The 12,329-nt window shown below is 53.5% G+C and carries 9 protein-coding genes; 8 read left to right on the top strand and 1 reads right to left on the bottom strand.

Annotated elements, in window-relative coordinates; translation table 11 throughout:
* Positions 1 to 134: 134 nt before the first annotated feature.
* Entirely contained in the window at positions 135 to 668 is a 534-nt protein-coding gene (locus D0C27_RS03625; protein ID WP_137430437.1) for an AAA family ATPase, read from the bottom strand.
* Positions 669 to 1,149: 481 nt separating this feature from the next.
* Here D0C27_RS03625 and D0C27_RS03620 point away from each other — a divergent pair, with 481 nt between their 5' ends.
* From D0C27_RS03620 to D0C27_RS03585, 8 genes are all read left to right on the top strand, one after another.
* Positions 1,150 to 2,589: an aspartate ammonia-lyase gene (locus D0C27_RS03620; RefSeq protein ID WP_137430436.1), complete on the top strand. Its 1,440-nt coding sequence runs from the start codon at positions 1,150 to 1,152 to the stop codon at positions 2,587 to 2,589.
* Between the two features lie 49 nt (positions 2,590 to 2,638).
* The gene (locus tag D0C27_RS03615) at positions 2,639 to 3,961 is read left to right on the top strand and encodes a dicarboxylate/amino acid:cation symporter (RefSeq protein WP_060185035.1); all 1,323 of its coding nucleotides are present in this window, start codon (positions 2,639 to 2,641) and stop codon (positions 3,959 to 3,961) included.
* Positions 3,962 to 4,032: 71 nt separating this feature from the next.
* Entirely contained in the window at positions 4,033 to 5,844 is a 1,812-nt protein-coding gene (locus D0C27_RS03610; protein ID WP_170978539.1) for a sensor histidine kinase, read from the top strand.
* Positions 5,829 to 7,163, top strand: coding sequence for a sigma-54-dependent transcriptional regulator (locus tag D0C27_RS03605; RefSeq protein ID WP_060185037.1), 1,335 nt, complete (start codon positions 5,829 to 5,831; stop codon positions 7,161 to 7,163). The genes D0C27_RS03610 and D0C27_RS03605 overlap by 16 nt, the downstream gene beginning before the upstream one ends.
* Positions 7,164 to 7,282: 119 nt before the next feature.
* Complete coding sequence (locus D0C27_RS03600; RefSeq protein WP_060185038.1) at positions 7,283 to 8,206, top strand: LysR family transcriptional regulator; 924 nt, start codon at positions 7,283 to 7,285, stop codon at positions 8,204 to 8,206.
* Positions 8,207 to 8,473: 267 nt separating this feature from the next.
* Entirely contained in the window at positions 8,474 to 9,859 is a 1,386-nt protein-coding gene (tcuA, locus tag D0C27_RS03595) for an FAD-dependent tricarballylate dehydrogenase TcuA (protein ID WP_137430435.1), read from the top strand.
* A gap of 32 nt (positions 9,860 to 9,891) precedes the next feature.
* The gene (tcuB, locus tag D0C27_RS03590) at positions 9,892 to 11,082 is read left to right on the top strand and encodes a tricarballylate utilization 4Fe-4S protein TcuB (RefSeq protein ID WP_137430434.1); all 1,191 of its coding nucleotides are present in this window, start codon (positions 9,892 to 9,894) and stop codon (positions 11,080 to 11,082) included.
* Between the two features lie 70 nt (positions 11,083 to 11,152).
* Positions 11,153 to 12,130 (top strand): Bug family tripartite tricarboxylate transporter substrate binding protein, encoded by a 978-nt coding sequence (locus D0C27_RS03585; RefSeq protein WP_060185040.1) that lies wholly within the window; start codon positions 11,153 to 11,155, stop codon positions 12,128 to 12,130.
* Positions 12,131 to 12,329: the final 199 nt, after the last annotated feature.

Genomic DNA, 12,329 nt, shown 5'->3' with positions numbered 1-12,329 from the left:
TGTGTCTGTTGCGGTACTGGATGCTTTGGGGCTTGTGGACAAAGTCTGGAGTGAAACACAGCCCGAAAGCGGAGTACAGAGCCGTGTGAACCTGCTCCTTCTAGTGATCGACACTTTGCATAACAAAGCAGTACTCACACTTGAGTTAGCGTCTTCAAGATAAAATCAGCACGCTTTTCTACGCTTGTTTTGGGCAGCAGGCTCACTTGGTATCCCAGTAGGGGATAAACACGCTTCAACCGCTCATACTCACGCAAAGCAGCGTTCATATCGTGACGACGTTCTGGATCAGCCTCGTATATTTCAGGCCAGGGCGGCGTTAAAAATACCTGTGAATGATAAGGGCTGGTCTTGTTGAGTTCATCCAGCAGTGGCGTTCCCTTTAATTCCTGCAAAGCTGCGGCCGCATCAATCAAGCCTCGATCAAAAAACACCCAGCCACCATCTTTCGGAGCGCTGCAATAGTCATCTTGCGCGGTCTTTATCGCTTCATTCAGGAAGGCCTCCATATCCAGCCAGGGAAGGGCAGAGCCACCGCTGGTCAGTTGTTCCTGCACGATACGTCGCCCAGGTTCCTGGATAACCGTATAGCCACGATTCTGCAGCTCGGATAACAGAGTAGATTTGCCGCCACCAGAGCAGCCGGAGAGAAGGACAAAAGGGTTCATAAGAGTAGGTCAGTAGAAGGTGAAGACTTGTACAGGCGTGTTCAAGCCCCGAAACTGAAGCCGGATGTAGGAATAATAAAGCCGATCCGGGTGTACACAAACACCTAACCGCCTATCTCCATGGTATCCATTATAGAAAATAAAATGCAATTAACGGAAATGATTTCCAACCATTGAAAAGAAAGTCTCCAACAAAAAGGGGAGCGATTTTGAGAGGAAACCGCATGGTAATACAGCAGGATAAAACCCACAGCCGCACAGTTCGATGACTTCTGTTCGGGTTTCCGTCTGTTTTGATTTTGTCGTGTTCAGAAATCCGAACAGAAGCAAGCATATTGTCAGTGTCTCTACAATCAGTGCGCAAAAAATGACTTGTTTTTCAATAGGCTAGTGTGATCCCTTATTGTTGGCACAGTTGTTGCTTTTAACTCCGGTACAACAACCCCAATTTTTTGGGTACTACATAAAACGGAGAGATAAGATGACTGATTGCACCGCAACAGCCCACACGCGCCTGGAAAAAGACTTGCTAGGAACTCGGCCCGTACCTGACTCAGCGTATTTTGGCATTCACACCCTGCGAGCTGTTGAGAACTTCGCTATTACGGCGATACCTATTTCACACTATCCCGATTTGATTCGTGCCTTGGCACAGATCAAAGCATCTGCCGCGCAAGCCAACCACGCGCTGGGAACATTGAATGCCGTCAAGAAAGAAGCGATTGTGCAGACATGCCGAGAAATTGAGTCCGGCCAGCATCACGAGCATTTTGTGGTGGATGTGATCCAAGGTGGTGCGGGAACCTCTACCAACATGAATGCGAACGAGGTGATCGCTAACCGTGCTCTGGAAATTTTGGGCCATGAACGTGGGCAGTACGCTTTCCTCCACCCCAATGAAGATGTCAATCTGGGGCAGTCGACCAATGATGTATACCCCACGGCCTTGAAGCTGGCTGCCTATCAGGGCGCTGCCCGTTTATTGACTGCCTTGGAGTACTTGCAGCAAGCGTTCGAGGGCAAAGCTCACGCTTTCAAAGAGTTATTGAAAATGGGGCGTACACAGCTGCAGGAAGCGGTCCCTATGACCCTAGGGCAGGAGTTCGCGGTTTACGCCGGCATGATTGCCAAAGATCGGCTTTGCCTGACCGAGGCCATGCAAGAGCTGTGTGAAATCAATCTGGGGGCCACCGCGATTGGCACGGGGATCAATACTGATCCACGCTATGCCCAACTGGTCACGCGTCAACTATCCTCAAACACGGGGATCAGCCTGCGCAGCGCACCGGACTTGATCCTAGCCACCCAGGACTGTAGCGCTTTTGTGCAATTGTCCAGCGCGTTGAAACGAGTTGCCGTCACGTTGTCCAAAACCTGCAACGACTTGCGTCTGCTATCGAGCGGCCCACGCGCTGGCATCGGCGAGATCAATTTGCCACCACGCCAAGCGGGCTCCTCCATCATGCCGGGCAAAGTCAATCCCGTCATTCCGGAAGCGATCAGCCAGATTGCCTTTGAAGTCTTTGGCAACGATGTGACTGTCTCCTTTGCGGCCGAAGCTGGACAGCTTCAGCTCAACGCGTTTGAACCCATTATTGCGCACAGCCTCTACAAGAGCCTGCGTCACCTGCAACGCGGATGCATGATTCTGGCCGACTACTGCGTGGAAGCGATCACCGCCAACCCTCAGCGCCTGGCAGACAGTGTCAGCCAATCCATCGGATTGGTTACGGCGCTTAATCCGTTGATTGGCTACACCGCGGCCACTGACATTGCCAAGCAGGCACATGAAACCGGCAAGGGAGTGGCTGAGCTGATTCTGGAGCATGGCTTGTTAAGTGCGGACGAACTGGCTCAGGCCTTGCGGCCTGAACTGCTGATCGCGCCACGCACCTTGAACGAATTTGAGCAAACGCTTTAATAAAAAAAACGGACCGACCCGCGCACGGGCCGACAAGGGAGATAAGCATATGAAGCTGAATAAGCAAACCACATGGATTCTGATTGCCATGGTATTGGGTGTGGTGGTGGGTTATATCTGCCACAAAATGGCCGATACCCCCGAACAAGCTCATGCCATTGCCAGCTACTTTGGCATGGTGACGGATATGTTTTTACGCTTGATCAAGATGATCATTGCTCCGCTGATTTTCGCCACCTTGGTTGCGGGTATGGCCAGCATGGATGATGCCGCGACTGTCGGCCGTATCGGTGGCCGTGCCGTAGGCTGGTTTCTGTTGGCGTCGTTGGTATCGCTGACGGTAGGACTGATTTTTGCCAATATTTTCCAACCAGGTGCCAATGTCGGCATCCCCTTGCCGGCTGAATCCGCTCACTTGGGGGTAGATACCTCGGCACTGAACCTGAAAACGTTTCTGACCCACGTTGTGCCACGTAACTTTTTTGAGTCCATGTCCAAGAACGAGATTTTGCAAATCCTGGTGTTCTCGGTATTTTTCGGACTGGCCTTGGGAAAAGTGCGTGGAAATCCCCAGGCAAACACCCTCGCACAAACCATCGAGGGCGCAGTGCCAGTGATGCTGACGGTAACCAACTACGTTATGTACTTTGCGCCGCTAGGTGTGTTTGCTGCCGTTGCCAATATCATCACGACCGAAGGGCTGGGTATTTTGGCTGTCTATGGCAAATTCCTGGGCAGCTTTTATGCCACCTTGGTGGTGTTGTGGTTGATTCTGCTTGCTGCGGGATTTCTGGTGCTCAAGGGCCGTGTATTCACGCTGTTCAAAGAAATCCGTCAACCCATGTTGCTGGGCTTTTCCACCGCCTCCAGTGAAGCCGCCTATCCACGTTTGATGGAAAAGCTGGAAGTGTTCGGTGTACGCAAACGGGTTATCGGCTTTGTCCTTCCGCTGGGTTATTCCTTTAACCTGGATGGCTCCATGATCTACACCGCTTTTGCCGCTTTGTTTATCTCACAGGCGTATGACGTGCCGCTGTCCTTACAACAGCAGATTATTATGCTGCTGGTGTTGATGATCTCCAGCAAAGGTATCGCCGGTGTGCCACGCTCCGCGCTGGTCGTGGTGGCCGCGGTTTTACCGATGTTTGGGCTGCCCGAGGCTGGTGTACTATTGATCATGGGCATTGATCACTTTCTGGACATGGGCCGCACCGCGACAAATGTGTTGGGTAACGGCATTGCCACGGCCGTTGTTGCTAAATGGGAGGGCGCCATCGACGCACCCGACGAGTCAGACAACAGGGCGGCAGATCCATCCGTGCTCCAGCCCAAGGAGGCAGCCGCGGCAGGCTCCGTGCCTGTCGTTGCCTGAGGCCTCCCCTGTCTCTGAGTGGCGGCTGTTTACTAAAATCCCGTGTAAGTGGCCGCTACGGTTTTATGCATTTGCCCCGATTTTTTCGTCCTCAGAAAGTCTTGCTGTTACTGGCGCTGATTGTGTCGCTGGCTGCCATAGCGGGCGTGATGGCTTATCGTGTTGGCGAAGCGCTCGGACTAGCCAGTTTGCAGGACACGGCTCGGCAGCGTCTGGACTTGTATGCGCTGACACTGCGTCACGAAGTCGAGAAATACGAATATTTACCCAAGATGCTGGAGCTGGATCAAGCAGTGGTTGGGCTTTTGGAGCGTAACACCCAGTCCTCGCTCGAGGTCAGCCGTCATCTGGAGCGCTTGAACGAGCGTGCCAAGACCCGCGTGATTTACATCCTTGGTCGCCAGGGACGCGTTCTGGCGACCAGCAACTGGCAACAGGCTGACAGTTATCTGGGGGAAGATCTTTCCTATCGCCATTATTTCTCCGAGGCACACCAAGGGCGGCCCGGTTTCTTCTTTGGCGTTGGGACCACCCGGGGTGAGGCAGGCTATTACATCTCAGCACCCATCTCGCTGGCGGGGCAGGTCATGGGAGTGGCCGTGATCAAGGTGGACCTTGATCGTTTGCAGGATTCCTGGACCCATGCTCAAGCGCCGGTGATCGTTTCCGATCACTATGGAGTGGCGATTTTGTCCTCTGTGCCCGCCTGGAAATTTACAGCAAATCAACCCTTAACTGAAGATGTGCAGCAGCACCTGCGCGAGACTCGCCAGTACAATGGTTTACCGATTGTGCCACTGGATCTCCTGACCCAAAAAGTGCTGAGCCAGGATGCACAATTAGTATCTTGGTCGCAGGCCTGGACGGAATCGGGGGCAGCGGATCAGGTTCGCGGACTGTCGCTGGCTCAGACACTTCCGTTTGGTGCCAACGGCTGGACTTTGACGCTGTTTTTGCCCACCGATCTGGTCTATTCCATGGCTCGCCTGTACGCAGGCCTGGCGGCCTTGGGTGTCGTGTCCTTTTTTGTCATATTAATCAGTTGGTATTTGCGCCGGCAGCAACAGCGTGATCGGGCTCTTGCGCGCTTGCAACTGGAGCGGGCCCATGCTCAGCTTGAACGCAAGGTGCAGGAGCGTACTCGAACGTTGGAAGAGACCCAGGCCGGCTTGATTCACGCAGGCAAACTGGCTGTCATTGGACAGTTGTCTACCGGCCTGGCCCACGAGCTGAATCAACCCTTGACGGCACTGCGTACCTTGTCAGGGAACACCATCCGCTTCATGGAGCGCGGCGACCTGGATACGGTACGCGCCAATTTGAAACGCATCAATGATTTGGTGGACAGCATGGGCGCGCTGACCTCACAGCTCAAACAATTTGCTCGCAAATCTCCTGGTCATTCGGGGCTGGCGGATTTGAACGCCATTATCGATCGGGCCCTGCTAATCCTGGATCCTTCCATTCACCAACACCGCGCAACGATACAGGTTCAATTGGCTGACGAGGCGAGCAGGGTGCTGTGCAATCCCAACCGCCTTGAACAAGTGATTGTTAATCTACTGAGCAATGCGATTGACGCTGCGGCCACGCAAAACGCTCATCCCGTCATTCAGATCAGCAGCCAGCGGCAAGGCCAGCAGGTGGCGATCCGGGTTCAAGACAATGGTCCGGGATTAAGCGAGGAGGTCTGCTTGCATTTATTCGAACCGTTTTTCACCACCAAAGACAGTGGTACCGGACTGGGCCTGGGTTTGGCCATTTCGATGAGTATTATCCAACATTGCGGGGGCAGCCTGACGGCAGAGAACTTGCCAAGTGGTGGTGCCGTATTCACCATTGTGCTTCCCTTTCCTGGAGCAGAGAAATGTACGACGGGCTGACTGTTCTCATCGTTGAAGACGACGTTAATGTACGTCTGGGCTGTAGCCAAACCTTGCAGCTTGAAGGCATCCAGGTGCAAGAGGCAGAAAGCGCCGAACAGGCCTTGCACCTCCTTCACAAGGCTTGGCCAGGCATTGTGGTGTCCGACGTGCGTTTGCCAGGCGCCGATGGCATGAGCTTGTTGCAGCAGCTGCAGCACGTGGACAGCGACTTGCCTGTCGTACTGATTACCGGCCATGGTGATGTATCGATGGCTGTTCAAGCCATGAAAATGGGGGCCTATGATTTTATCGAGAAACCATTTTCGCCCGAACATTTTGTACAGGTCGTCTCGCGCGCCCTGGATAAACGTCAAATGAGCTTTGAAATCGAAGCTTTGCAGTGTCGCTTGCAGGATAAGCAATCCATTGAAGCGCGTGTTCTGGGTAACTCCTCTGTCATGTCCAAGGTACGTGAACTAATCTGCAATCTGGGCAATAGTGCCGCCGATGTACTTATTTTTGGCGAAACCGGTACCGGCAAAGAACTGGTAGCACGCTGCCTTCACGAGGTGGGGCACACCAGCGAGGGCAATTTTGTGGCCGTCAACTGCGGTGCACTGTCCGACAGTCTGTTCGACAGTCAGATGTTCGGTCATGAAGCAGGCGCTTTTACGGGCGCTGGCAAGCGGGTGATCGGCAAGATAGAGTATGCACACCAAGGTACCTTGTTTCTGGACGAAATTGAAAGCATGCCAATGGTCATGCAGGTCAAACTATTGCGCGTTTTACAGGAACGTACGCTGGAGCGTCTAGGCTCGAATCAATCCATCGCCATCAATTGCCGGGTCATTGCAGCCACTAAAGTCGATTTACTGGCGCAGGCTGATCAAGGCCAGTTCCGTCACGATTTGTATTACCGGCTGAACATGGCGACCTTGCCACTGCCGCCCCTGCGTGAGCGGCGCGAGGATATTGGTCTGTTGTTCGAGCATTTTGCCTTGTTGGCGGCGGCCCGGCATGGCCGCCCGGCACTGGAGCCGGACTCCGAACGTCTGCAAGCTATGCTGGCCTGGCATTGGCCGGGTAATGTGCGCGAGCTGCGTAACTTTGCGGACCGCTGCGTGCTGGGAGTCAACGGCGCCTTGCCCGGTCAGCAAGCTGCGTCAGCAGTTGTGCCCACCTCGCTGGTTCAAACCGTGGAAGCGGTCGAACGTGCCTTGATCGTCGAAGCCCTGAGACGGCATCAACATAATTTGACCCGCGCCGGACAGGAATTGGGCATCGCCAAAAGCACACTACACGACAAAATTCGCAAGTACGGTCTGTTAGCTTCCTAATTTCCTTTTTTCAGTGCTCCGGTTTGTGCTGATCGGTCCTGTCATGTGCAGGAGACGCAGCCGTTGCTCTGATTGAACTATGATCAGAGCTTTCGTCCTATTTTTTATGGCGTTTTATTATGGAGCTGCGTCAGCTACGGTATTTCTTGCGTGTGGTGGAATTAGGCAGCATGGGCAAGGCCGCTCAGGATCTGGGGGTTGTCACTTCGGCGCTTAGCCAGCAAATTAGCCGCCTGGAGGGGGAGCTATCCGTGCGTCTGTTACAGCGCACATCGACTGGCGTGGTCCCCACCGCAGCCGGCTTGGCGTTTCGTCAAGAAGCGCAATTGGCCTTGAGACACACCGATAATGCCGTGTTGGCGGCACAGGCCGCTCGGTTGTCTGGGCAAGTCACTGTGGGTCTGGCACCGACCACCGGTTCGGTCCTGGCGGTCCCTTTTCTCACTGCCATGAAGCAGCGCTATCCCGATGTACGCGTGCATCTGATTGAAAGCTTGTCGGGCAATCTCTCTCAAATGCTCAATCGACGCCAGATTGACTTAGGGGTGGTGTTCCATACAGCAGGGCATCACTCCTGGAGTGCGCAAGCTATTTTGGATGAACGCCTGTTTCTTATCATCCACCCCAATCAACGCCACTTGTTGCCTGTGGAGCACTCGTTGACGCTGGGTGATATTACCAATCTGCCACTTGTCATGCCCAGCGCCTCCCACGGCTTGCGTGCATTGTTGAATGCCGAATTTTTTCGCGAAGGCACTGAGGCCAATGTTGTGGTGGAGATTGACGGCCTGGCCTTGCTAATGGATGTGGTGTGCTCTGGCTATGCCGCAACGGTTCAACCTGGTGCAGCAGTAGTCCGTAATCACAATCAACGTTTAGTGAGCTTGCCTTTAGCACATGAAACCCTCAAACGCCGTAACCTGATCGCCAGCTTATCGGACGAAGAATTAGCACCAGCGGGGCTTGCGGCCCGGATCGTGCTGGGTGATGTAATGCGCTCACTTGTGCAGCAATCACGTTGGCCAGGAGCCACGCTGCTCTGAAATAGAGATTTTTCCTCTTAAAGCGACAGCTGCTCAGTCTGCTGACTGTCACTCGATCTAGCTCTGCTCACGCTCATTCACAGTGAAGTGTGCTTTTGCGCTGCTTAACACACAAGGTCTCCCTGTGGCCCTGGCCTTCACTTTTAGTGAACACCTATAGCCATGACCATACTGGCGTCGACAAGACCACATCCCTAAAGTAGACCCCGTTCCATATCGTGGCGAAACGCGTAAACCACGGATAGCACACAGGAAACGGACAACAAAATGATAGATGTACTTGTTATTGGGGGTGGCAACGCCGCATTGTGCGCCGCACTTACAGCCCGTGAAGGAGGGGCAAGTGTGCTATTGCTGGAAGCATCTCCACGTGAATGGCGAGGGGGCAATTCGCAACACACTCGTAATTTGCGCTGTATGCATGATGCGCCGCAAGATGTTCTGGTCGATGCGTATCCAGAGGAAGAGTTCTGGCAGGACTTGCTCAAAGTGACAGCCGGAAAAACCAATGAACATCTGGCTCGTTTAGTCATTCGCACAACGAGCTCCTGTCGCAGTTGGATGCGCAAGCACGGTGTCAACTTCCAGCCACCGCTCTCGGGCGCCTTACATGTGGCTCGCACCAATGCGTTTTTCATGGGTGGCGGAAAAGCCTTGATAAATGCGTATTACCGCAGTGCTCAAGCCCTGGGGGTGGACATTCGCTATAACGCACCTGTTGACCGGCTGGAAATTGAGGACGGTCAGTTTGTCGCAGCCTGGAGCGGCGAAGAACGTATCCAGGCGCGAGTTTGTGTACTGGCGGCAGGCGGTTTCGAATCTAACCGTGAATGGTTACGGGATGCCTGGGGACAAAATGAGTTTGGAGAGTGGCCTTCGGATAATTTCCTGATTCGTGGCACGCGCTTCAATCAAGGAACATTGCTGCGCCACATGATCGACGATCACAAAGCAGACCATATCGGCGACCCTACTCAAGCACATATGGTGGCAATTGACGCACGAGCCCCTTTGTATGACGGAGGTATCTGTACCCGTATTGACTGCGTGTCCCTAGGGGTCGTGGTCAACCGTCAAGCCAAGCGGTTCTATGACGAGGGAGAAGATTTCTGGCCCAAACGCTACGCAATTTGGGGTCGTTTGGTGGCCAAACAACCTGGCCAGATTGCTTATTCGATCATAGACAGCAAGGCTATTGGCAGATTCATGCCTCCTGTTTTTCCTGGACAAAAGGCTGACACACTGCCCGAACTGGCCCGCAAACTTGGCCTGGACGAGGTGACGTTCGAGAAAACCTTGAATGATTACAACAAGGCCTGCCAAGTTGGAAGGTTTGATCACACAGCGCTGGACGACTGTCATACCCAAGGTATTACGCCTGCCAAAACGCACTGGGCCTTGCCCATCGACACCCCCCCATTTTATGGCTACGCCTTGCGCCCAGGCGTGACATTTACCTACTTGGGTTTGCACACCGACGAAACAGCTGCCGTACGGTTTAACGACCGGCCTAGCCGCAATCTGTTTGTGGCTGGGGAAATGATGGCGGGCAATGTGCTGGGGCAAGGCTATACAGCAGGGGTGGGAATGTCGATTGGAACAACCTTTGGCTGCATTGCAGGCACACAGGCTGCGCAGGCGGCCAGACAATGAAAACGCTATTGCACCCTGATCCCGAGACTCCCATGAAATCACTTCAAACACTGATCGATGATGCGCGCAACACCGGCTTGCACACACACTCGCCCAGCCCCTCCGTTCGCCACACGTCTAATGAGCAGGAGGTTGATCGGGTCATGACGATCTGTAATGCCTGTCGTTACTGTGAGGGTTTTTGCGCGGTATTTCCCGCAATGACACGCCGCTTGATGTTCGAGCCGGCAGACGTTCATTATCTGGCGAATTTATGCCATAACTGCGGGGCGTGCCTGCACGCTTGCCAATATGCACCGCCTCACGAATTTGCCGTGAATGTTCCGCAAGCGATGGCCAAGGTCCGTGCCCAAACCTATACCCAATATGCTTGGCCCAAAAGGCTGGGCAAGCTCTATGAGCGCAACGGCTTGGTGATGTCGATTGCCTTGACCTTGGGCTTGGCCTTATTCCTGGTTCTGGCCTTGGCGCTCAACGGTACGCTCTGGGACGCAGCATTGGCTGGAGATTTTTACAATCTATTCCCGCACAACCTGTTGGTAAGCATGTTTGCGCCCGTATTCCTATTTGCGGTACTTGCGTTAGGCAAAGGGGTGCATGGTTTTTGGACGGAAATCACTCCGGCCACCAGTGGTGCACCTATCAGCAGGGTTGCCGCTGCCGAGGCAACCCATTCGGTACTCAAACTCAAGTATCTGGATGGAGGGCATGGGAAGGGATGCCATAACGAGGACGATGCTTACACCTTGTCGCGCCGCCGATTTCATCACCTGACCTTTTATGGCTTCATGCTGTGTTTTGCTGCAACCAGCCTGGGCACGATCTACCACTATCTGTTCGATATGGTGGCTCCTTACGATTTCCCCAGTCTGCCCAAACTCTTGGGGGCTGTGGGAGGGGTTAGCCTTTGTATCGGCACGGCCGGCTTAGGCTATCTGAACTTGCGTCGCGACCCGGCACAGGGCGATCAGAAGCAAAAACCGATGGATCTAGGCTTTATCGCCTTGCTGTTTTTGATCAGCACCAGCGGATTGGCTCTATGGCTGGCACGTGCCACACCCGCGATGGGTTTGTTGTTGTGCTTACACCTCGGAGCGGTCATGGCGCTCTTTGCCATCTTGCCTTATGGCAAGTTTGCTCACGGTATTTTCCGTAGCGCATCGCTACTGCGCCATGCCATAGAGAAGCGCCAGCCAAACCCCATTCGTGCCGGTGGTGACTGACCCTGCCAGGCTTGAAGCACCGCCTTTATTTTCATCGCAACAATACTTATAACGATCCAAGAGGAGCATCATGCGTTTTCGTCCCTTTTCCTGTTTTGCGATTGCCGCCTTATCAATAGGTTTGCTTTCTTCATCTGTGCAGGCACAGACATTTCCGCCCAAAAAGTCGATTTCTTTAGTTGTCGGCTTTGCCGCCGGGGGAGCAGCCGATGCTGCAGCTCGCATGATTGCAAAAAAACTGGGAGACAACATCGGTCAGACTGTTGTCGTACAGAACAAAGCAGGCGCTGGCGGTATTTTGGCGCATCAGCAAGTGGCTAATGCTGATAATGATGGCTCGGTGCTGCTCTTGGGCTCTGTGGGACCAATGACTATTTCTCCACACCTGATGAAAGTGCCTTACGATCCGTTCAAAGACTTGGTTCCTTTGTCGGGTGGTGTACATTTTCCCAACGTACTGGTTGTGCATAAAGGTATAGGTGCAAAAACCTTGGACGAGTTTATTGAGCTTGCCAAAAATGAGCCTGGTCTTATCGACTTTGCTTCGTCCGGATCAGGTTCTGCCTCACACTTGGCTGGAGAACTACTCAACCAGCGTGCTGGAGTTGAAATGGTGCACGTGCCTTATCGCGGAGGCGGTCAAGCTTTGCAAGATATTATCGGGGAACGAGTGTCTTCATACTTTGCAGCTCCACCGACAGCAGCTCCACACATTAAGGCCGGCACCTTGATTCCATTAGCGACAACCGGTTTGGAGCGCTCTGCTGATATGCCAACGATTCCAACGGTGGCAGAGGCCGGCTACCCTGGTTTTATTGCACTAAATTGGTATGCATTCTTGGGGCCTGGTACGATGCCAGAGGATATGCAGGAGCGTTGGAATCAGGAGCTGGTCAAGGTATTGAACGATCCTGAAGTGCGTCAGTCCTTGCTGGACTATGGCTTAACACCTCAGCCGACAAGCCGCGCAGAATTAACCCAGTTCATGGAACAAGAATCGGCTCAGTGGCAACAGACCATTCAAGAACGTGGGCTAAAAGGGGAGTAATAGCCCCTGTATCCATGAAGCTGAATGGGCTAATGCTGCTACGCTTGCGGCTGCACTCGTGAAAGCACAAGCCATTCAGTTCATGAAATAGGTTCTTGGGGTAGAGGGCACCGCCTCGAGGGCTGACCCTTGCCATTTGGGCCATTAAACTTGGTTCACTAACGGATGAGGCCGATTATCCCAAAGAATAATCGGCGCC

The sequence above is a fragment of the Alcaligenes faecalis genome (assembly GCF_005311025.1).
Taxonomy (GTDB): domain Bacteria; phylum Pseudomonadota; class Gammaproteobacteria; order Burkholderiales; family Burkholderiaceae_B; genus Alcaligenes; species Alcaligenes phenolicus.
The sequence above is the reverse complement of the archived record's forward strand: the minus strand, read 5'-3'. Positions and strand labels throughout refer to the sequence as shown.

Excerpts from the sequence above, each read along its gene's own strand:
- D0C27_RS03625 (WP_137430437.1), bottom strand. The coding sequence starts at position 668 with ATGAACCCTTTTGTCCTTCTCTCCGGCTGCTCTGGTGGCGGCAAATCT.
- D0C27_RS03620 (WP_137430436.1), top strand. The coding sequence starts at position 1,150 with ATGACTGATTGCACCGCAACAGCCCACACGCGCCTGGAAAAAGACTTG.
- tcuA (WP_137430435.1), top strand. The coding sequence starts at position 8,474 with ATGATAGATGTACTTGTTATTGGGGGTGGCAACGCCGCATTGTGCGCC.
- D0C27_RS03585 (WP_060185040.1), top strand. The coding sequence starts at position 11,153 with ATGCGTTTTCGTCCCTTTTCCTGTTTTGCGATTGCCGCCTTATCAATA.
- D0C27_RS03615 (WP_060185035.1), top strand. The coding sequence starts at position 2,639 with ATGAAGCTGAATAAGCAAACCACATGGATTCTGATTGCCATGGTATTG.
- tcuB (WP_137430434.1), top strand. The coding sequence starts at position 9,892 with ATGAAATCACTTCAAACACTGATCGATGATGCGCGCAACACCGGCTTG.
- D0C27_RS03600 (WP_060185038.1), top strand. The coding sequence starts at position 7,283 with ATGGAGCTGCGTCAGCTACGGTATTTCTTGCGTGTGGTGGAATTAGGC.
- D0C27_RS03605 (WP_060185037.1), top strand. The coding sequence starts at position 5,829 with ATGTACGACGGGCTGACTGTTCTCATCGTTGAAGACGACGTTAATGTA.